The 20,800-nt window shown below is 40.8% G+C and carries 18 protein-coding genes and 1 pseudogene; 14 read left to right on the plus strand and 5 right to left on the minus strand.

Annotated features, from left to right (window positions below; genetic code table 11):
- The first annotated feature begins 93 nt into the window (after nt 1-93).
- The 4 genes and pseudogenes from NYE65_RS16125 to NYE65_RS16140 all read left to right on the plus strand — a co-directional run bounded on the left by NYE65_RS16125 (nt 94) and on the right by NYE65_RS16140 (nt 3,426).
- A pseudogene (locus tag NYE65_RS16125) lies at nt 94-969 on the plus strand (TIGR01777 family oxidoreductase).
- Between the two features lie 62 nt (nt 970-1,031).
- Nucleotides 1,032-2,225: an LL-diaminopimelate aminotransferase gene (locus NYE65_RS16130; RefSeq protein ID WP_340861246.1), complete on the plus strand. Its 1,194-nt coding sequence runs from the start codon at nt 1,032-1,034 to the stop codon at nt 2,223-2,225.
- Between the two features lie 262 nt (nt 2,226-2,487).
- Entirely contained in the window at nt 2,488-2,760 is a 273-nt protein-coding gene (locus NYE65_RS16135; protein ID WP_034305457.1) for a phage holin, read from the plus strand.
- Between the two features lie 186 nt (nt 2,761-2,946).
- Nucleotides 2,947-3,426 carry a C40 family peptidase gene (locus tag NYE65_RS16140; RefSeq protein WP_034305456.1) on the plus strand — a complete coding sequence of 160 codons (480 nt, stop codon included), beginning with the start codon at nt 2,947-2,949 and terminating at the stop codon, nt 3,424-3,426.
- An 88-nt stretch (nt 3,427-3,514) separates the two neighbouring features.
- Here the strand turns inward: NYE65_RS16140 and NYE65_RS16145 are convergent, their stop codons facing one another.
- Both NYE65_RS16145 and NYE65_RS16150 read right to left on the minus strand, forming a co-directional pair.
- Nucleotides 3,515-4,051 (minus strand): GDYXXLXY domain-containing protein, encoded by a 537-nt coding sequence (locus tag NYE65_RS16145; protein ID WP_340861247.1) that lies wholly within the window; start codon nt 4,049-4,051, stop codon nt 3,515-3,517.
- Nucleotides 4,044-5,102 (minus strand): DUF2157 domain-containing protein, encoded by a 1,059-nt coding sequence (locus NYE65_RS16150; RefSeq protein WP_328176581.1) that lies wholly within the window; start codon nt 5,100-5,102, stop codon nt 4,044-4,046. The genes NYE65_RS16145 and NYE65_RS16150 overlap by 8 nt, the downstream gene beginning before the upstream one ends.
- 232 nt (nt 5,103-5,334) lie before the next feature.
- Here NYE65_RS16150 and NYE65_RS16155 point away from each other — a divergent pair, with 232 nt between their 5' ends.
- From NYE65_RS16155 to NYE65_RS16175, 5 genes are all read left to right on the plus strand, one after another.
- A complete protein-coding gene (locus tag NYE65_RS16155) occupies nt 5,335-5,655 on the plus strand; it encodes a PadR family transcriptional regulator (protein WP_034305446.1) in 321 nt (106 codons plus the stop codon).
- Nucleotides 5,652-6,206, plus strand: a complete 555-nt coding sequence (locus NYE65_RS16160; RefSeq protein WP_034305443.1) for an HAAS signaling domain-containing protein — start codon at nt 5,652-5,654, stop codon at nt 6,204-6,206. Before NYE65_RS16155 ends, NYE65_RS16160 begins: the two co-directional genes overlap by 4 nt.
- Nucleotides 6,199-6,993: a DUF4097 family beta strand repeat-containing protein gene (locus NYE65_RS16165; protein WP_328144641.1), complete on the plus strand. Its 795-nt coding sequence runs from the start codon at nt 6,199-6,201 to the stop codon at nt 6,991-6,993. Before NYE65_RS16160 ends, NYE65_RS16165 begins: the two co-directional genes overlap by 8 nt.
- A 486-nt stretch (nt 6,994-7,479) precedes the next feature.
- On the plus strand, nt 7,480-8,676 hold the full coding sequence (locus NYE65_RS16170) for an MFS transporter (protein ID WP_340861248.1): 1,197 nt from the start codon (nt 7,480-7,482) through the stop codon (nt 8,674-8,676).
- 165 nt (nt 8,677-8,841) lie between these two features.
- Complete coding sequence (locus NYE65_RS16175) at nt 8,842-13,482, plus strand: hypothetical protein (RefSeq protein WP_340861249.1); 4,641 nt, start codon at nt 8,842-8,844, stop codon at nt 13,480-13,482.
- A gap of 113 nt (nt 13,483-13,595) precedes the next feature.
- Here NYE65_RS16175 and NYE65_RS16180 read toward each other — a convergent pair whose 3' ends face one another.
- Together NYE65_RS16180 and NYE65_RS16185 are read right to left on the minus strand one after the other, a co-directional pair.
- Nucleotides 13,596-13,844: a hypothetical protein gene (locus NYE65_RS16180; RefSeq protein WP_328176577.1), complete on the minus strand. Its 249-nt coding sequence runs from the start codon at nt 13,842-13,844 to the stop codon at nt 13,596-13,598.
- Nucleotides 13,845-13,949: 105 nt separating this feature from the next.
- On the minus strand, nt 13,950-14,876 hold the full coding sequence (locus NYE65_RS16185; protein WP_340861250.1) for a hypothetical protein: 927 nt from the start codon (nt 14,874-14,876) through the stop codon (nt 13,950-13,952).
- Between the two features lie 251 nt (nt 14,877-15,127).
- Between NYE65_RS16185 and NYE65_RS16190 the strand changes: the two genes are divergently transcribed.
- From NYE65_RS16190 to NYE65_RS16210, 5 genes are all read left to right on the plus strand, one after another.
- A complete protein-coding gene (locus tag NYE65_RS16190; RefSeq protein ID WP_048687214.1) occupies nt 15,128-15,358 on the plus strand; it encodes an excisionase family DNA-binding protein in 231 nt (76 codons plus the stop codon).
- Between the two features lie 1,287 nt (nt 15,359-16,645).
- Nucleotides 16,646-17,665 carry an AI-2E family transporter gene (locus NYE65_RS16195; RefSeq protein WP_057278705.1) on the plus strand — a complete coding sequence of 340 codons (1,020 nt, stop codon included), beginning with the start codon at nt 16,646-16,648 and terminating at the stop codon, nt 17,663-17,665.
- 340 nt (nt 17,666-18,005) lie between these two features.
- The gene (locus NYE65_RS16200; RefSeq protein WP_328176574.1) at nt 18,006-18,827 is read left to right on the plus strand and encodes a basic amino acid ABC transporter substrate-binding protein; all 822 of its coding nucleotides are present in this window, start codon (nt 18,006-18,008) and stop codon (nt 18,825-18,827) included.
- A gap of 78 nt (nt 18,828-18,905) precedes the next feature.
- Entirely contained in the window at nt 18,906-19,562 is a 657-nt protein-coding gene (locus NYE65_RS16205) for an amino acid ABC transporter permease (RefSeq protein ID WP_268592290.1), read from the plus strand.
- Complete coding sequence (locus NYE65_RS16210; protein ID WP_048685484.1) at nt 19,559-20,281, plus strand: amino acid ABC transporter ATP-binding protein; 723 nt, start codon at nt 19,559-19,561, stop codon at nt 20,279-20,281. The genes NYE65_RS16205 and NYE65_RS16210 overlap by 4 nt, the downstream gene beginning before the upstream one ends.
- A 63-nt stretch (nt 20,282-20,344) precedes the next feature.
- Here NYE65_RS16210 and NYE65_RS16215 read toward each other — a convergent pair whose 3' ends face one another.
- The gene (locus NYE65_RS16215; protein ID WP_034305408.1) at nt 20,345-20,716 is read right to left on the minus strand and encodes a hypothetical protein; all 372 of its coding nucleotides are present in this window, start codon (nt 20,714-20,716) and stop codon (nt 20,345-20,347) included.
- Nucleotides 20,717-20,800: the final 84 nt, after the last annotated feature.

Consider the following 20,800-nt stretch of genomic DNA (forward strand, 5'->3'; position numbering starts at 1 on the left):
AATAACATGGTATAATTTATGTGAATTATTTCACATAGAAGGCGCTCGTTATTATTCATACTATTAACTCATAAACGAAAGTGGGTTGGTTATATGCTGAAGAAAGTGGTTTTAGCTGGAGGTACTGGTTTTGTCGGTCAATACTTTGAAAAGTATTTCAGGAATTTAGGGTATGAGGTAAGGATCATCTCCAGACAATCCCCGCATATTGGCTGGGAAGATAAAGAAGGAATAAGGGAAATGATCGATAAATCGGATATGTTAATCAACCTAGCAGGAAAAACGGTCAATTGCCGCTACAATCCCAAGAATAAGAAAGAAATATTGGATTCACGAACCGATACGACTGAAGTGCTAGGTAAGGCGATTGAACAATGTGAAAATCCCCCTTCACTATGGATAAACTCAAGTACGGCAACGATATACAGGCATGCTGAGGATAAACCAATGACGGAGGAGGATGGTGTAATCGGTTCAGGCTTTTCCGTAGATGTTGCGAAAGCGTGGGAGCGCTCATTTTTCGATTTCCGATTACCGAAGACGAGGCAAATCGCTTTACGGATCGCCATTATATTGGGAGACGGGGGAATGATGACCCCATATAGGAATTTGGTTAAATTCGGACTGGGGCCATAAGGATCAGGAAATCAGAAATTCAGATGGATACATATAGAAGATTGTCCATTTTCTTAGAAAGAATCAGGAGCTGAGCGGGGTGTTCAACTGTTCATCGCTGCATCCAGTTACAAATCGTGAATTGATGGCTCATTTGAGAAAGCTCATGAATATTCGGATAGGACTTCCCTGTCCAACTCCCATTCTTGAGATGGGACTTTCTTTATGGGGACCTAAACGGAATTGATATTAAAAAGCCGGTGGGTCATACCTGAGAGATTGGAAAAGGCGGGGTATGCATTTAAATTCGATCATCTTGATGAGGCTCTCGAACAGATACTGATGAAGTCTTAAAATACTCGTGAAAGATTGCTATAATGATAGATAGAAAATCATTAATGGAGGGGAAAGGCAGAATGAATATGACTCCATCTGAAAAAGTCGGAAGATTCACAACAGGAATATTTTCAGAGTTGGCGGCCCGCAAGCAGGATGCAATGAAACGGGGGCTGGATGTTATCGATTTGAGTGTTGGAAGTCCGGATCTACCACCGCCTGATTTTGTAGTGGATACGCTTGTGAAGTATGCGCAGGATCGCAATTCCTACGGGTATACGTTAAAAGGTACGCCTGAATTCCATGAGGCAGTCCGTTATTTTTATCGGATGCGCTATGGAGTGGAGCTGGATGCAGAAAGGGAAGTCCTCCAACTGATGGGGTCACAGGATGGCCTTGCGCACTTGGCAACGGCGATGATAAACTCTGGAGATTATGTGCTGGTGCCAGATCCGGGATATCCAATTTATGAAGCGAGTGTGGAACTTGCCGGCGGAATCATTCATCCGATGCCGCTTACTGCCGAAAATGGATTCCTGCCGCAGCTCAACGAAATTCCGGATGAAATACTGAAAAAGACGAAAATGATGATCATCAGTTATCCAGGAAATCCTGTCACGGCCCTTGCTGATGAGACTTTCTTTTCGGACGTTATATCGTTTGCGAAAAAGAATGAAATAATGGTGGTTCACGATTTTGCTTATTCGGAATTGATTTTTGATGATCATCCGCAAATTAGTTTTATGTCCATTCCTGGTGCCAAGGAAGTGGGGATTGAATTTAACTCACTTTCCAAAACTTTTAATATGGCCGGCTGTCGCATTGGGTATGCAGTGGGCAATCAAGAGGCGCTGAACATCCTGGGAACGCTGAAATCACACATCGATTATGGGGTTTTTTATCCTATTCAAAAAGCTGCCGAAATGGCGCTAACTTCCAATCTTTCGCTGCTATCCGAACAGGTTAAGGAATACCAGTCCCGACGTGATGCCTTGATTTCAGGTCTTGCGGAAGGAGGATGGCATGTACCGAAAACAGCAGCTACGATGTTTATTTGGGCCCAAATTCCTGTTGGCTGGAAATCACGGGAATTTGCCTATGCATTGATTGAAAAAGCAGGGGTAACGGTCGTTCCAGGCGATGCTTTTGGGAAGCAGGGTGAAGGTTATGTCCGGATGGCCTTGGTCCAGCCGGCCGAGAGATTGACTGAAGCTGCTGAACGGATCGGAGTGTTTTTGCAGGAAAAAATGGAGTGTGAAAAATCTAGCATTTAATGTTCGATCACGGGCACACCGAGGAGTAAATAGAGCTCGAGGAAGCTGTTACTTACTTGTTAAAGTGTGGCGCTCTCTAGTGTTTTTAAGAACTACTTTGAAGGTCCATCCTCTGATGGGCTTTTTTTATGTTTATGTGGATACTAGAGTGATAGATGATAATGGAATTTTTGAACGTAAGAAGGACAAGCCGCATAAAATATAGCAGGTCCGCGACAATCTTCATGAAGCGGACTTAATAGGATAGAGAGGGGGAAAAGCAATGATCAACTGGAAAGTGCGTCTTAAGAACCCTACGTTTATATTTACTGTACTCCTTCCTGGGCTTTTAATATTGGCGCAGATGGTTGCCGCGTTCATAAACAATTTCATTACTCCTATAGGCTTTACCATTTCTGATGATGCATTGAACGGCGCTTTAGGCATCATTAACTTCATAGCGCTTACATTCTTTGGGATCGGCGGTGTGGTCGATCATACAACTAAAGGTTTAAGTGACAGTGAAAATGCACGACAATACGAGGAACCTAAGTAATGGACACTATTCTTTCAGCTACTGAAAAGTAGAGTATACCAGACAACACCGTATTAGCTAGACAACGGCGTTATCTGGTTATTTTTTTTGCAGGGATGACGATCGCCGAAAATGATTTGGTCTAAGAACCGAAATGTAACATACATTTAAAATTGTGGTTCATTTTCAGTTTGGGGAGGAAAAAGGATGAGTTATCGTTTACCAGTTTCAAAATGGTTTGCAGCCATAGTTTTAGTCGGGGCATTATTGACGGCATTCATATTCAGTCCGGCTAATGCTTCAGCTTCTATCAATTATGGTGATGAAGTTGCCGCTTTGGCAAAGAAGCAGGTGGGAAGCAAATATAAATATGGGGGGACGACCCCTAAAGGGTTTGATGCTAGCGGTCTTACCCAATATGTATATAAAAATGCCGCCACAGAAATGAAGATTCCAAGAACGAGTGCGGACCAGTATAAAACCGGAAAGGCCGTGAAGCAAAAAGATTTGAAAGCGGGCGATTTGGTCTTCTATGCGACAGGTAAGAAAGGGCAGGTCTCTTTTGTAGGAATCTATTATGGAAATGGCACATTTGTCGGGACCACCACCAAAGGGGTCAAAGTGGTGAAAATGAGTGATGAATATTGGAAAGAAAAATATATAGGGGCAAAACGGGTCATTAAGTAACAATCTGAATTCCACATGATAATAGTCCAGAAAACAAAAGAGCATCGAAAAACCGATGCTCTTTTTGCTAGTCATATCCGGGGGCCATTCATTCAATGATGATATCGGTTAAAACAACATGGCCATTACGAACTTTTACGACGGCCACTGAAGGGTTGGCCAATGCTTCCTTCTCCATTTCCTTTGCCTTTTCTTCGGATGCGAAATAATTGTCCAGACCGTATCTGACCTGAATGGTTTTAGCATTTTGCAGGTCATAAGGGACTTCCAATTCCCCTTTTAGGTACACGCCTTCGACGGGTTTTTCTTTCGTTACGTAATCGACAACATATAGTCCATCCTTATTTTGTTTTAAACGTACATATACCTTTTTATAATCACCCATATTCCTTGTATTGAACTCGGTTTTAATCGAGTCATCGACTTGCGACGGCTTTACTGATTCAATTTCGTATTTCAAAGCCACATAGCTTCCCCTAAACAAATCAGTCGGGTCGACCGGGGCTGTTTTGATTTTGATTACATCTCCTGTCATTGTTGTCCAGACCGGGGGAAACGCCAAGATTAACAAAATCAAGACTGGAATGGAAAATACGATGAGTGGCCGGAATGATGGATTACTCATTGAGTTCCCCTCCTTTTTTTCGTTGGTTTTCAAAGAAGAAGCCAAAACCGATGAGCATGATTCCACCGATGATGAATGTAAGCGATTTTGGCAGGAAGTCAAAGGAGTAGATGTAATATCTGAAAATCAGTGCACATATTATCACGATGCTGGTCAAGCTGCCTTTTAGAATCAGATAAAGCAGAAAAACGAAATAAGCTATAGGAAACCAGATTGAAAAATCAAAGGTAAGGAAGAGTGCGGTTAAACCATGTAAAATATGCCCTTGTATGTGTGTGATGTTTTGTAATTTGGCTCTTACCGGAATATAGGCAAGCACGATACCCAGTACAAACAAGATGGAAAGGACAATCGTATTCGAATTTTCAAACCCTAGTTTCGGCACGAATTCCATAAGAAATAAGGCAATTGTATTGATGGCTAAAGCGTTAATGAAAAAGGTCAGATAATTAGGGTAATCGAATTTCTTTAACAGAATGTATAAAGCCGGTAGAAACACAAGAATGGCAAGCGGATAAGATGTTTCATCAACGAATATACTTCCGTTCAAATAAATGAAAAGCAGGAAAGATGTAAAAAGGAGGATGAAAACATCCTTCAAATAGTATCCAATGAATGCCGTTCCAATCGCCCATAATAAAAAGGAATTGTTGAAATTGATGCTAATGTTAAACATCTGCTCGACTAGAAATATCCCTGCACCAAAGATCAGGATACCTGCATAATGCAGACTTCGTGACGTTTTGGGAAAGCGTGCCTGCACCTTCACGCCAGCAAAGTTCACTCCGATTAGGCATGCAATGATAAGCAGGAATTTAACCGCTTTACTTAAATAGATCCAGTTGCTGGCTACGAAGGTCAATACGCCTAAACCTAAAAGAAGTGCCCCAATGGATAATAGAATCGTGATGAAGTTCAAATTGCCTTTTACATCATAGGAACCTAACATCCTCACTTTCTCTTGCCGGGAGATGACTCCTTCCTTTTCAAGGTAATTAAATTCATGTTCAAGAAAATCGAATTGCTTCTTTGTTATTGCTTTGTTGGCCAAAGTAACTCCTCCTTCCACATTTTACTATTATACATCGTATTCTCTTGCAGCTTTGAATATAATGCTAATTTTCTTCTACCCTTATTGGAATGTGTGTAAGACATAAAAATATTTATAGTACCTTGCAATGAACAGTACCATGTGGTAAATTATTCACATAAGATGTATTGTTCTGTGTTCAGTACTGTTTATTGAACTATACCAAAAAACTTTTGGAAGGAGTGAAGGTGCTATGAATGTACAATTTAAGAAAGGTGTCCTGGAACTGTGTGTTCTGGTGTTACTGGATAAGCAGGATCGCTATGGGTATGAACTTGTACAGAAGATTTCGGATCAAATTGAAATATCGGAAGGGTCGGTATATCCACTTTTAAGACGATTGACGAAGGAAGAGTATTTTACGACATATTTGCAAGAATCAACAGAAGGGCCTCCGCGCAAATATTATACATTAACCGAAAAAGGCCGGAGATACCTTCAAGAACTGCTGATGGAATGGAATGAATTTTCCAATGGGGTCAACCAATTAATCAAGGAAGGTGTGAACCAATGAATAAAGAACAATTTTTAAAACAATTGAATGCCTCTTTAACCAGACTTTCCTTAGAGGAACGGGAAGATATCCTTCAAGATTACGAAGAGTATTTCGAAATTGGAATGGAAGAAGGGAAGTCAGAGCAGGAAATCTCCAAATCCCTTGGGAATCCTAAACAGATTTCCAAGGAACTGATGGCAACCTATCATCTTGGTCAGGTTGAACAAACGACTTCTGCAGGTAATGTTATGCGGGCAGTTTGGGCAGTCATTGGTTTGGGGTTCTTTAATTTAGTGATCGTTTTGGGACCATTTATAGCCTTGATCGGAGTTGTCATTGCAGGTTGGGTTTCGGCGATAGCGTTCATTCTTGCTCCGCTTGGCGCTCTGTTTAACCTTGTGTTAGGTAACTTTCAATTATTCGATCTTTTCTTCGCATTGGGACTATGCGGGATTGGCATTTTCATTGCCATGGGAATGTTTGTCGCTACGAGTGCTTTAACTAAAGGATTCATTCGCTATTTAAAATTTAACGCTTCCCTTGTGAAAGGCGGTTTGAAAAATGATTAATGTAAAAAAATTATCGATCATTGCACTTGTATTGTTATTGATCGGGGTAATAGGAAGTCTGTTTACGTTTTCCCAAATGACGAATAAGGAAACGACTACAGAGGAAAAAACGATTTCGGAAATCGTGACGGACATTCAGATCGACGCTGACAATGCAGCTGTAGAGATCGTGCCAACGAAGGATAAGGAGACCAGGATAGAGTTGGTTTCAAAAGGGATGGATGTTTCCAAGTTGGATTTCACTGCAGATGTGGAAGGGAAGAAGCTTTCGGTACAATTAAAGGATCGACGTACGTTTAGCTTTGGTTTTCATATTCAATCCTTACATTTAAAGGTGTATGTGCCTGATGAATCTTATAAATCCTTTGTCGCCGAATCCGATAATGGAAAATTGCAAATATCAGGATTGAAAAGTGAAAATCTAAATGTAAAATCTCAAAATGGCCGGGTAGAATTAAATGATATAATAACCGAAAAAGTTGAAGTGAAATCTGCTAATGGAAAAGTAGAGCTTAATAATGTGGAGGGAAAACTGGTTGGTTCATCGAATAACGGTAAAATCACATTAGTCACGAAAGACTTGGATAGGGAGATCGAACTCGAAAGTAATAATGGTAAAATCATGATCAAAACGGAGAATGAACCGACGAATACAACTTTCGATGTTCATGTTGACAATGGGAGAGTGGATATCCTTGGTAAGTATGAGGGCGATACTGTCATTGGCAAAGGTGAAAATCTAGTTAAATTGGAAACGAATAATGGGAAAATCGAGATAACGAAATAGTCGTGAAGCATGAAAAGCCGATCCAATTGAGATCGGCTTTTTTCAGTTATGCATCCCCTTTTCTTAAGGAGATAAGGAAAAACATTTAAAGTTTTTCCTTTTAGATGTTTTTGGAATTTAATAAGATAGGGTGTAGAACTATCCTTCACTTGCAGAATGGTTGTTTCAGGGGATGTTTTATGAAAATCTGAATGTAAGGAAAATCCATTATGCTGGAGGGATGCGTTTCAGCTAAGAGCCGTTACGGATGAATAGAGCAATGGTTTAATGCATTACAGCATGGAGAATCTAAATTATTGGTTCGCATACGGAAGGTAAGTGGACGGAAATGATCATGAATGTTAAAGGGGGAGCCCTATGTCATATTGGGCTTTTATTTATATATATATATATATATATATTTAGTTACACGAAATAAATCATTCGCTTATTTTAACCAATTTTAGTAAACTGGCAATGACTATTATAATTAGAAGGTGAAGGAATATGAGGCAAACCTTAGTGGATGAACGGGTAAGAGGGACTGATAAAATCTGGACACGTGATTTCATCATGATCTGTTTGGCAAATATGTGCATCTTCATGGGTTTTCAAATGACGATGCCGACCCTCCCGTTGTTTGTGGAACAGCTTGGCGGTGATGATCGTCTTGTGGGGGCTGTCCTTGGAATCTTCACTTTTTCGGCCTTGCTTGTCCGGCCAATTGCCGGAAGATTATTGGAGACGAAAGGAAGGCGGATCGTTTTTCTTGCTGGGTTAGCCATTTTTGCATTGTCAGTGGGTTCCTTCGGTTTCATGGGGAGCATCGGCTTGTTATTCATGATGCGGATTGTACAGGGCGTCGGCTGGGGATTTTCTTCAACGGCTTCAGGAACGATTGCTTCCGATATAATCCCTGCGAAACGGCGGGGTGAGGGGATGGGGTATTACGGATTATCGGGTAACTTAGCACTGGCATTCGGGCCATCATTGGGTCTTTTCCTAGTTACGGTACTTCCGTTCCAAGAGTTGTTTTTGATCTGCTCTTTATTAGGATTGCTTGCCATCATTGCAGCATCACTTATTCGGTATCAAAAAGTGGAAAGTGATCCTTCGGCGGCTGTCAGAGCCAAAAGGTTTGATATTTATGAAAAAAGTGCCCTTCAGCCATCTTTGCTCATTTTCTTCATCTCCGTTACATTTGGTGGAATTGCAACCTTCCTTCCCCTATATACAGCGGAAAAAGGTGTAGATGGAATTCAGTGGTACTTTTTAGTATATGCAATGGCCCTTATGGTCACGAGATTATTCGCGGGCCGACTATATGACAGAAGGGGACATCGAGCCGTATTTGTGCCTTCAACGGTACTCATCATGGCTGGAATGCTGCTGCTTGCATGGATGCCGAGTGAAGCAGTACTTTACATTGCGGCAGTGCTTTATGGATTTGGATTCGGTTCTGTTCAGCCGGCGCTGCAGGCATGGTCGATTGAAAAGACGGCACCCAATCGGAAGGCGATGGCGAATGCCACATACTTTTCATTTCTCGATCTTGGAGTGGGCATAGGTGCCATCGTGTTCGGGCAGATTGGCTTCCTCTTCGGATATAGGAGCATCTATATCACGGCAGCCGCCTCGATTTTCATTTCGATGATCGTTTATTTATTCATCATCAGGAGCGAGGATAAAGGAAAATCAATATAAGGATGTTGAATGGCTTCAATGGAAGTCATTCTTTTTTTTGAGTCAGCAGGAACACGCTTGGTGCATTATCCTAAATATTTTAAAAATGGAAAAACTTTGTTATTATCGAAAAGTGATTATACATAAGATGATAGAAGGTCTATTTGAAGGAAGGGGAAGCTTGGAATGAATGACTCTTCAAACGAAGAAATGACATTAGAAAGAAGGAAGCGTATTTTCCAAGAAGAGCTGGATGTTTTATGGGAAAGGCGGCTCATCCCTAAATCAGAATATATCCGGATTAGCAGGGCTTACAATCGGCATTTCCAATTAGCCCTCCATAAACAAAAGCGCTTAGAGCAAGAAAAGCAGAAATCCACCCATGGAACTGAAACGATAATCGGTGAAAGTGCCGATAAGAGGATTCAGGATAGCCTGATCGAAGAATCTTCATTCCAATTACGGGAATCCAGTGGATTGAATGAAGTGCCTACTGAATCTGGTTTCGAGGAGAGCCTTGAACCTGTCAAGGAGATCAATGATAGGAAACCGGTTATTCAAAAGCAGGCCATCAAGCGGGAGAAACCGGTAAAACCGGCAAAGCCGAAGAAAACACCTGAACAAATCAGGGAACGGAATATTTCTGTCATCCTGCTCACTGGGGTCATATTGCTTCTGTTTGGCGGGTTGATTTTAGCAACCACTTCATGGGGGGATCTGAATGCGGTCTTGAAAGTTCTCTTCATTGGAATGGTTTCCGTCATTTTTGCAGGGATGGCCTTCATCGCGTCGAAGCTGAAAATTAAACAAACCGCTTTTGCATTCCTGACGCTAGCGGGGCTGTTCATTCCGATTACGATATTATCAGCTTCATATTATCGGATTTTTGGAGAGTACCTTTCACTTAATGGTGATGGGCGGGGGCTTCTGGGGTTTCTTGGGGGATTACTTTGCTTAGCCATTTATTGTAGGATTGCTGACTACTTCAAGTCGAAAATATTCATTTTCATTTCAATATTCACTTTTGCCATTACCTATTATTTCGGATTGGCTTTTGTGACACCGACTATCGAGTGGATGTTTTTGGCGATTGGCATTCTTAATTTAATACTAGTATGGAATATGGAGCAATTGAAAAATCAAAAAGCCTTAACGCTATTCAAACCATTCATTTTTCAATTCATCCAGTTTAAGCTCATCGTGGAAGCCTTTGTGATCCTGACGTTATTTTCAAGCAACTTGGTGTATTCCCTAACGTTGATGGTCTTTTCTGTTTTGTTTTTAATTTTTTCGGTCAAATTCAAAAAAAAATATTATGAAATGGCTTTTAGCGCCATTTTCACGTATGGATATATCCATCTAGTTTATAACTCGTTTATAAGTGAATACATGATCATTGCATTTGCACTTGTTCCAATCATTTTTACTATGCTATCGAAATATCTGGCTAAAGCCAAAAGGACTAATCTTTCGAAGAACTTCATGATTACCAGTTTGATTGAGAGCGGGATCGTTTTCTTATATAGTAACGCGATGGTGTACCAGGATAACTTTGCGCAAATATTCATCGCGCTCATGTTAGTATCCGCCCAGCTTGCTTATGTTTCCCTTCATTCGGGAAATTCAAGCTTCACGTACCCGGCTGTTGTTGTTTTCGACTTAGCGTTCCTATATCTTTTCTTTGCCTTGCCAGTCTCTTTTTCTACCATTTTAAATCTGTTATTTGTTGTTCAGGTCATTCAATATCTTGGAGTATATCTATATAACCGTCACCCAAGGTACAGCCTGTTTAAGAAGAGTATCTTACTTATCTCCCCAATGATCATGCTAGTGATACTGACCAGTAAATTGAGCGAAATGGCTTGGCTTGCTGTTAGTGCAGAGCTCGCCATGGTCTCTGGGCTTTTCTTCATCACCTATATAAAAGACGAATCAAAGCATATGAAGGAAAACGCCAAATACGGATTTCCGATTACTTTCATACTGGCTTTGGTTGCTTTCTATCCATATTTGACGGAGAGTTTAGAATGGGTTCGGTCAAATATCCCGCTCAGCGTCTATTTAATGGGTGTTTCACTGATTTCCATCGGTGCAGCTTACACATTTAAAAAGGGATACCATAAATTGTTTCCAGTTTTTGCGTATAGCGGACAGATTCTTTCCTACCTTTCCTTGATATCGATTCCCTTTGATTCAATGAATCCTTTGGAGGCAAGCGGAGTGATGGCCATAGCTACTGCAATGAACGGCTGGTCCGTCCATATACATCGGAAGCAAATATTCTGGGTGCCTGTCGTGATTACAAGTGCCAGCTTATATGCCTCACTCTACGATGTTTTTGATTTTGGTTCAATGGTGCTGAAGATTGCGTTTGTGCTCCAAGGTCCTATCGTCTTTTTCCTTTTAGGAGAATGGCTTGGGAAATATTCGAAAAATGGGAAATTGTACTTCCAATATACGAGTCACCTTGCCAATTTACTGGCGATTCCCGTTGGCTATTTGCTCATCATCCATACGGAAAGTTCTCCGTTCCTATATGTTGCACAACTCTTGATTTATATTTTGAGTGATTTAAGGGCACATGTGAAATGGGAAAAATACGTTTTTACTTACCTAGGGTTTTCGACCCTTTTCCTACAGGTCCATTTATTTGTGGTAAACATCGAACAAATAGTATTCATTACATCAATATGCATGATGATTACAGCAGGACTCATAACCATTCTGTGGGGGTTATCCAATAAGAATTGGAAAGGCATCATGGAGTATTACCTTATTCCATTCATTCATTTAGGGATAAGCATATCCATTTTGGAAACGGCGATCCGGGACTTTCCACTTAACCGCGAGTTAGTCTGGGTAGGAGTGATGACTGTACAGCTCTTTTTTGCCTGGTATCTGCTCATGCAAAGGAACTGGCGGAACTATGTTGCGGTTCCTCTAGGCTTGGCGTTCATTTTCTATAATTTGTATGTAAATACATTGCCTCTGGTTATGGCGATTATCGTATTGCTTGTATGTATGGTTGTGATGATGATGGCTAGCAGACGCCTTTTCAAAGGATTGCTCAACCAAGAGGGAACGAAGAGAGTCATTGATTATTATCGGATTTTTGGCTTGCTATATCTGTGTACTCTGAATCTGGAAGTGTTTACGAGTGACTCAGATTCTGTGATTTTGGGGATTTTTGTTTCCCTGCTGTTGCCTAGCTACTTCATCCTGATAGGAAGATTCACAATCTATAAGAAAGAAAAAAGCATTTACTCGGGAATAGCGGCAATCATCGGCCTTTTCCCATTCATCAATATCATAGATTATGCCCATACACTTCCAATCGTCATGAGTTTGGCTGTTCTTTTTGGCTGTATGGCAGGAATGTTGTTGTTAAGCAGGCTGTATTCCAGCGGATTACTCAAGAAAAACGGATCAGGCATCATCAGCTTTGATCCTTTCAGGATTTATGGTTTACTCTTTTTGATCGATATGAATGCAGAGGTTTTTAATGATACTAAACATCAGTTACTCCAAGTCTTTGTATCGCTGCTGTTAACCGCTTATTTCATTTTCCTGAGAAGCTTGACAGCGGAAAAGCTAGAAAGGAAAATCTATTCCAATATTGCTGCACTAGTCAGTCTGTATCCCTTCCTGATCATAGTTGGCTATGCCGACAGCTTATCTGTTGTAATGGGCTTGCTATTCCTTTTTGGCTGTATGTCAGGGATGCTGCTTTTAAGCTGGCGTTATTTCGATGGTTTAATCAAAAAGGAAGAAACAGGAATTACCTTCGATGCATACAGGATATATGGCCTGCTGTTTTTACTGGCCATGAATAGGGGAATCCTAGCAACTGAAACATCAAGCCCGTTACTTCAGGTTTTCGTCTCGCTCTTGATCACGGTTTACTTCATCTTGATTGGAAGTTTCTCAAAGGATGTAAAAGAAAAGGGCATCTACGTTTGGCTGACGGGAGTTCTCAGTTTGTATCCGTATTGGATCATCATCATGTACGCGGACACATTACAGCCTTTCGTTGGAACGGCAGTCCTTTTTGGATGTACGGCCATAATGGTCTTGCTAAGCAGGAAATACTTTAAAGGCTTGCTTGATAAAGGCGGGGCAGGACTTCAATTGGATTTTTACAGAGTCTATGGTCTGCTGTTTCTTATTGCCATGAACATGGATGTTTTGACGGGGGGACCGACACATTTCATTTTGGAAATCATCGTGGCACTTCTGATTCCGGCCTATTTCATTTTGATGAGAAGCACGACAACAGGCATGTTGGAAAGAAAATCCCAGATGGCAGCAGCGATTTTGTTCAGCCTATATCCGTATTGGGTCATTGTCGATCAGCTCACGATCCCTCCTGTATTTGAGGAGGAGGTGAATATTCTGCCGCTGTTCATTGTCAGCACCACTCTGCTGAGGAAAATATTTGTTAAAGGCAAAATCACACAATATATCGAAAGCGGCATTGTTTTCCTTTTGTTTTTAGCCCTGATCATTGATGCAATGGCAGGAAACACCTTATATGATGCCCTCATTATCGGAACCGTGTCATTGGCAGCAATGCTCTTTGGATTCATGATGAAATACAAATCCTATTTCATCGCTGGAACTGGGACGATTTTATTCAATGTCTATATGAATACCAATTCGATGTGGAGCGAGATGCCATGGTGGCTGTATTTAATCATCGGCGGAGGGCTGCTTATCGGAATTGCATCTTTCTTTGAATGGAAAAAACAAAAAGACAACCGGACATCGAAGGAGGTACTTGAGAAAAATAAACAAAGGATCAAGAATTGGTTCAATCGGTGGAATTAATGAAGAAGGAAATGGAATGCGTCAGATACCCAAGCTCAAAACCTTGGACGAAAATTCAAAGGGGTTCGGAATTTATTTATTCCGAACCCCTTTTGCCTGTAAACCGAGAGCACTTAAAAGCTCTCTTTCTCTGCTTCTATTTTTTTTATTTCCTCATCCCAATCATGAATTTCTATTTCCCATTGATCTATATTAGTTTGCAAAACATTAATTAAAAATGGTGAAAGGACATTTCTGTATTTTTCTAGTTCTTGAATCAATTTCACTCGATCTTCAGTTAAACCTTGTACTAATTTTTTTTTACTTTCCAAATTTGCATATACAAAAACTGGCCTGAATTTTCGAATCTCATTATCATCCAAATCAGTTGTAACTCCTTTAAGATCGAGTGAAAAACTAAGCACAATCAATCAGTTCATCTAATGCTTGTGTATACAAAAACGCTTGGATTTCTCCAAGCGAAAAGCTCAAGACGAACAAGAACTGCATGAAGAACAGCTGGAAGAGGAATCAGAACTGCTGTCATGGGAACCGGTATGGCCACCATGATCGGCATGGCCGGATCCGGAGGAAACTGTGTTCGGTTCATTCCCGAATATATCTTTAAATTCGCTGTCAAAATCACCGGTGCTTGCATAAGTGAAATAGGCAGGAGCTGCGTAGTCAGTCTGATCGTACGTTTTCCGCCAATTCAATTCTGTCATGGGGCGATTTTCTTTAAATTGGGAAGTGAAAGCTTCAAAGGTCCGTTCCGCCTGTATACTGGTCGGTTTCCGCATATATTTCTCTTTTAACTGCTCCAGCTCCAACGTTTCAAAATCACGGAGAAGTGTTAGCCCTTTATCATGTTTGAAAAATTTGCCCCATTTTTGAATGGAATGGGAGTCCACCGTAAATAGCTGTACATAGTAAAAGTCAAAAAGAGTGCGCTCTTCGGGTTTGAAAACGGGTTCTGAATGAGGATGGTGCTGAATGGTCCTACCGATGAAAACCTGGCAAAACTCATCATATTCCTGACTATAGTTCAGCATGATATGCCATAACTCATCGATGACTGAATTAAACATTTCAACTTTTCCAAACACTGCAGCCATAATCAAATAGCGTTTCAATTCACGCCAGGCCTGATTGACCTTTAACTGTGAGTACCGTGGATGCTTCAGGCGGAATTCAGTATTGACCTTTTCCATATAATCGAAATCCAGTGCTTTATTAAGCTTTTCTATCAATGCTTCTGAAACGACTTCAGTTGCATGAAGATCTAAAGTTTCTTCACGGTATTTACGGAATTCATTTTGATAGCGTTCCATTTTAGCCGGTTCACTTAGCCCTTTAACGAAATTGACCAGTAAAACAGTAAAAATTGCCGCAAGAATGACATAAAAGAAGGTCATTTTTGTCCACTCCTCTTAATCTATGGATATATTGCTTTAACATTATCTTACATGTTAATGGAAGGGATTGTAAGTTGTTTTATCTAAAATGTTCCTTTGGCGGAAATTGATTAATCTCGTGAGGTTGCAGGACAATACCCTGAATCGGGTATCGTCCTTTCCTTGGCATGTAAGGGATTTTCAGTTAAAAATCAAGCGCTTCAAATAATGCCTCATATCTAGTATAGTTAGAGGGGAAAAGGGGTGAAGGCATGTACTTGACAGTAAAAGAGACTGCGGAATATCTATCGATGCCGGAATCTTATATAGAAAGTTTAATCGTTCAAAATAAAATTCGCACCGTTCATGATGGTGAGCAGCATTTGATTTTTAAAGATCAGTTTAATATGCATCTTGAACAGATGGAGAAATATAAGAAGGATTTAGCGGATTATTATAACGAACCCATCCCCGAAGATATCGATGTGAAAGATGAAGATTAGCATCTGTCCATTTGGCTGATGCTGAGTTTCAAAAAGGAGGAAGGTACGAGAATCCTGCTTAGAAAAGCGCGTCTAGGGGAAGACACCGCAGGCGCAAGCTGAGGAGGCTCCGCGACCGCCCGCGGAAAGCGAGTGCCTGGAGCGGAAATCAACGCCCAAATTGTACAGCCATAACAAAAGCTGAGGCCATAGCCTCAGCTTTTGTTTGTAGATAGAAGGGGGCCCGGAAAACATATCTTTCATCGAAGTTCCCGAACTAATTGACCCAAAGTAACACCTTCAATTCCAAAGGTATGGTTCTAGCTCAATTTTATACAGAGTTGATTGGAGCAAAAGGTACGAGACTCCTTTGGGAAAAGCGCGTCTAGGGGAGATCCCGCAGGCGCAAGCCGAGGAGGCTCCGCGACCGCCCGCAGCGAGTGCCTGGAGCGGAAATCAACGTCCAAATTGTACAGCCATAACAAAAGCTGAGGCCTTATGCTTCAGCTTTAGTTTGTAGATAGAAGGGGGCCCGGAAAACATATCTTTCATCGAAGTTCCCGAACCAATTGATCCAAAGTAACACCTTCAATTCCAAAGGTATGGTTCTAGCTCAATTTTATACAGAGTTGATTGGAGCAAAAGGTACAAAGACTCCTTTGGGAAAAGCGCGTCTAGGGGAGATCCCGCAGGCGCAAGCCGAGGAGGCTCCGCGCCCGCCCGCAGCGAGTGCCTGGAGCATAAATCAACGTTCGAATCGTACAAGCCAAAGCGGAGGCAAATGGGGGTCGGAAAACGTAACGTACCTTTCATCAAAAGAAGTTCCCGAATCATTTGCCCCAAAACAACACCTTCAACTCCATAGGTAGGTTCGTTCTAAATTTAAGAACAGAGTTGATTGAAGTGAAAGGTACGAGACTCCTGCGGGGAAAGCGTGTCTAGGGGAGACCCCACAGGCGCAAGCCGAGGAGGCTCCCCGACCGCCCGCGGAAAGCGAGTGCCTGGAGCGGAAATCAACGTCCAAATAGTACAAACCAATAAAAAACCTTATACATACTCGATTTTCATTGAGTTTGTCCAAGGTCTGGCATCTACCGATTTGTCAGATGTTTTTTCATGCAGAAATGGCTGTCAAAGTAATTGTCGAATTTCCGAAAAAGGTCTTAACTACGTCTCTATCCTGGGTCATACTGAATTCAAATAATTTTGTTGTCAATGGAAGGTAATTGTAGTAGAATTCCTCAATTCCGTGTAAAATGAAAGGTAGATGGAATTATCACGGCAGAATGGTAGTTAGGAGATAGGTAAGTGGTAAAAGAGTATTTGCAAAGCGAAGGTTTTTCAAGGTTAATTACATTAATTGTGTTAGTCCTCTTTTTAATAAGCATCGGCAGTATGGTTAATATCGTGTTATTCACATTTGTTTTCACCTTCTTGATGGGAAGGCTGGAGCAAATTATCATGATTCGGCTGAATAAAGTGATGCATATCAATTCCAAGGTTGTTATAAGCTTTTTATATGCAGTCGTCATTTCTTGTTTAGCCATCGTTCTTTATAAATATCTACCGGTCATCACGCTACAATTCACGGAATTAGTGACACAGATCGTTTTCTTCTTTCAACATCCACCAGATAGCAGGGTCATTCAATATGCCATTAATATAATGAACGAGCTGAAATCTCCGCTCGATCTTCAAAAACAGATGAATACACTCTATCTTTATATATCCGATTTCGGTAAACTGGCATTTCAAATTTTCATTTCCATGTTGCTTAGTCTATTTTTTTTATTGGAAAAAGATAAAATCATTCGTTTCACTTCTAAATTCAAGCGCGCCAAATTTAAATCTTTCTTTATAAACTTAAGCCACTTTGGCGTCAAATTCATCAATTCATTCGGAAAGGTGATCGAGGTCCAGTTCTTGATAGCCATCACGAATGCTGTCCTATCCGTCACTTTCTTATGGATCCTTGGCTTCCCGCAGTTGCTCGGTCTAGGGATCATGATTTTCTTCCTGGGTTTGATTCCGGTTGCAGGGGTCATCATCTCGCTCATCCCGCTTAGCATGATTGCCTATAGCATCGGCGGCATGCCCAAAGTGATTGCTGTATTAATCATGATTGTTGTGATCCATGCAATTGAAAGCTATATTTTAAATCCGAAATTCATGTCGGCAAAAACGAATCTTCCAACATTTTTCACCTTCATCATCCTATTGTTTTCCGAGCATTTCCTTGGAATATGGGGATTGATCATCGGAATACCGATATTCATCTTCCTGTTGGATATGTTGGATATTGAAGAGGGGAATACGGAAGTACCATAATAATCTTTTGAGCAGCGGCCGCTAATATGGCCGCTGCTTATTTTTGTTCCATTAAATCTTTTGAACGGTGGCACTATCTGTTTTCAATATAATATCCATTAACTCGAGTGAAGGGGAGAAAGTTGCCTCTTTCCCCATTAGAGCACAGTTGCGTTTTTAATTTACCGAGTTAATTGATTGAAATTTTATTTTACTAAAGTTATTTATCGACTTTTTATTGCATAAAAAAACAAATAAACGTATAATATTCTTAAAAGAATAAACTGAAAGTTCTCTAAAGTTAGATTTATCTGTTTTTTTAAAAAAAAAGAGAGTTTACGAGAGAGAAGAGGGGATTATTTTGAAAAAGGTTTCTTTTTTAGTGCTTGCCATGGTTGCTTCTTTGTTACTAGTCATGACAGGATGCGGGAAGGATAAGGAAGTCTCGACAACTGGTAAAGAAGAAGAGTCAAATGGGAAAACACTCAGGATCGTGACTGACGCCAACTATGCTCCATTTGAATATCTTGAAGGCGATAAGATTGTAGGATTCGATGTTGATTTCATCAATGCCGTTGCAAAAGAAGCGGGATATGAAGTTAAATTGGAAAGTGTTGGCTGGGATCCGATTTTTGTTGAAATCGAAGGTAAGAGAGCGGATGTCGCCATATCTGCGATTACAGTGAATGACGAAAGAAAACAATCTTATGACTTCTCGGTTCCGTATTTCTTATCCACAAACAAAATTCTCGTTCCTGAGGATAGTGATATAAAATCTGGAGATGAATTGAAAGGAAACGTCATTGCCGTTCAGACCGGTACTACTGGACAGGAAGCGGTAGAGAAACTCCTTGGAAAGAATCACAAGGATATCAAAAAATTCGAAAATAATAACCTGGCCATTCAGGAATTACTGAAGGGCGGAGCATCAGCTGTCGTTGCTGATAATACGGTTGTTGAAGAATATGTGAAAAATAACCCCGATCAAAAACTGAAAGTCGTTGAAGACAGCAAAAGCTTCAATGAGGAGTTTTATGGTCTTATGTTCCCAAAAGGCAGTGAATTGAAATCGGAGTTCGATAAAGCCGTGAATGCCATTTATGAAAATGGGAAATATGCAGAAATTTATAAAGAGTGGTTTGGTACTGACCCAGATATTGAAACGTTGAAAGCACAACAATAAAACAAATGGATAGTAAAAGATTGCGTAACTTTACGTATGAAGTTACGCAGTTTTTTTGGCCTTTAGGAGGGGAACGAAATGAGTTTTCGCTGGGATATTATTGTTGAGTATGCTCCTTTCTTATTAAAAGGGACATTGCTTACTATTGGGCTTTCGGTTTCCTCCATCCTGATCGGAACCTTTTTGGGGTTATTGATCGGTTTAGGGAAAATCATGAAAAACAAAGTGCTTGCCTTTCCATTTTACGGTTATGTCACGGTTTTTCGCGGAACACCGCTTTTAGTTCAAATCTTTTTAATCCATTTTGGAATCGTGCCCTTTTTTACCGGGGAAACGAATGCAGTGACCGCCGGTGTCATTGCTTTATCGTTAAATGCAGCCGCGTATATCGCAGAAATTTTCCGGGCGGGCATTCAATCCATCGATAAAGGGCAAATGGAAGGGGCGCGTTCATTGGGGATGACCCATGCCCAAACAATGATACATGTTGTATTGCCTCAAGCTTTCAAACGAATGATTCCTCCGTTAGGAAATGAATTCATCGTATTATTGAAGGATTCATCCCTGCTTTGTGTCATTGCTGCCCCGGAATTAATGTACTGGGGGAAAGCGATGGGGAGTCAGTACTTTAAAGTGTGGGAGCCATACTTGGCTTGTGCCTTCATCTATCTATTCCTGACCCTCATTTTAAGTTTCGTATTAAATAGACTCGAAAGAAGGTTGAAAACAGAATGATAAAGGTGGAGAATCTAAAGAAGTCATTTGGCGAAAATGATGTATTGAAAAATATCAATGCAATCGTTTCCCCTCGGGAAGTAGTCGTGGTAATTGGTCCTTCTGGGTCGGGTAAATCCACTTTTCTCAGATGCATCAATCAACTTGAAACGATTACGGGGGGCCATATTTTCATTGAAGGGCTTGATACGACAGACAAGAAGGTCAATATCAATAAAGTCCGGACGGAAGTTGGCATGGTATTTCAGCATTTTAACTTATTTCCGCATAAGACTGTTCTTGAGAATATAATGCTGGCGCCTATAAAGGTTCGCAAGATATCCAAAGAGCAGGCTTCCCAAAGAGGGATGGAACTGCTAAAGAAAGTGGGACTTGCAGAGAAAGCGAACGCATATCCGGATTCATTATCAGGTGGACAAAAGCAACGCGTCGCAATTGCCAGGGCGTTGGCGATGGAACCCAAAATCATGCTATTCGACGAGCCCACTTCCGCCCTGGATCCGGAAATGGTCGGTGAAGTCCTTGAGGTCATGAAGCAACTGGCCAAGGAAGGCATGACCATGGTAGTTGTGACCCATGAGATGGGGTTTGCAAAAGAAGTTGGAGATCGCGTGATCTTCATGGACGAAGGTTATATTATTGAAGAAAATATTCCTAGTGAGATTTTTAATAATCCCCAGCAGGAAAGAACTAAAGCCTTTTTGAGTAAAGTGCTTTAATAACACGTAAAGAAAAAAACCTTCCATTATGGGAGGTTTTTTTTCGGGGCATATCAGGGGGCTTCATTTTATGCATGAAGCTCCTAAAAGCGATTCAGGGCTTTTACCGAGCACAAGCATACTGATTTTTGCATATCCAATATTTTTACTTTGGGAGAAGGTCTGAAGTAATACCTGGATATTCGGATCATCCTTTAACTTTTGAACTTCCTCAATATATAATTCGATAACGGAGGGCATAACGAATTCAGGGGTGTATTCGTTAGGGTTTTCATCCATGATTAATGTGCCCATAAATTGATATTTAAATTGGAGAGCCCGTGTTAAGGCAACGACATGGAGCAGTTTATTAAATAATTCGGGGTATGAATATTTAATTTTCTCCAGAGCTGCTTCTGATGCCTGTAACTCATCGACATTAGATAAAGTGATCATGAATATCTCCTTTTTAGAACATATGGAATCCATCAGCATTCAACGTGCTTTTTACTCATACTAGTCTAACCCCGCCGTAACTCA

This window comes from Peribacillus sp. FSL R5-0717, from assembly GCF_038002945.1.
Lineage (GTDB): Bacteria > Bacillota > Bacilli > Bacillales > DSM-1321 > Peribacillus > Peribacillus frigoritolerans.

Coding starts and splice junctions, on each gene's coding strand:
- NYE65_RS16160 (WP_034305443.1), top strand. CDS start 5,652: ATGAATAAAGAACAATTTTTAAAACAATTGAATGCCTCTTTAACCAGA.
- NYE65_RS16170 (WP_340861248.1), top strand. CDS start 7,480: ATGAGGCAAACCTTAGTGGATGAACGGGTAAGAGGGACTGATAAAATC.
- NYE65_RS16185 (WP_340861250.1), bottom strand. CDS start 14,876: ATGACCTTCTTTTATGTCATTCTTGCGGCAATTTTTACTGTTTTACTG.
- NYE65_RS16130 (WP_340861246.1), top strand. CDS start 1,032: ATGAATATGACTCCATCTGAAAAAGTCGGAAGATTCACAACAGGAATA.
- NYE65_RS16135 (WP_034305457.1), top strand. CDS start 2,488: ATGATCAACTGGAAAGTGCGTCTTAAGAACCCTACGTTTATATTTACT.
- NYE65_RS16205 (WP_268592290.1), top strand. CDS start 18,906: ATGAGTTTTCGCTGGGATATTATTGTTGAGTATGCTCCTTTCTTATTA.
- NYE65_RS16155 (WP_034305446.1), top strand. CDS start 5,335: ATGAATGTACAATTTAAGAAAGGTGTCCTGGAACTGTGTGTTCTGGTG.
- NYE65_RS16145 (WP_340861247.1), bottom strand. CDS start 4,051: ATGAGTAATCCATCATTCCGGCCACTCATCGTATTTTCCATTCCAGTC.
- NYE65_RS16190 (WP_048687214.1), top strand. CDS start 15,128: ATGTACTTGACAGTAAAAGAGACTGCGGAATATCTATCGATGCCGGAA.
- NYE65_RS16165 (WP_328144641.1), top strand. CDS start 6,199: ATGATTAATGTAAAAAAATTATCGATCATTGCACTTGTATTGTTATTG.
- NYE65_RS16210 (WP_048685484.1), top strand. CDS start 19,559: ATGATAAAGGTGGAGAATCTAAAGAAGTCATTTGGCGAAAATGATGTA.
- NYE65_RS16140 (WP_034305456.1), top strand. CDS start 2,947: ATGAGTTATCGTTTACCAGTTTCAAAATGGTTTGCAGCCATAGTTTTA.
- NYE65_RS16175 (WP_340861249.1), top strand. CDS start 8,842: ATGAATGACTCTTCAAACGAAGAAATGACATTAGAAAGAAGGAAGCGT.
- NYE65_RS16215 (WP_034305408.1), bottom strand. CDS start 20,716: ATGATCACTTTATCTAATGTCGATGAGTTACAGGCATCAGAAGCAGCT.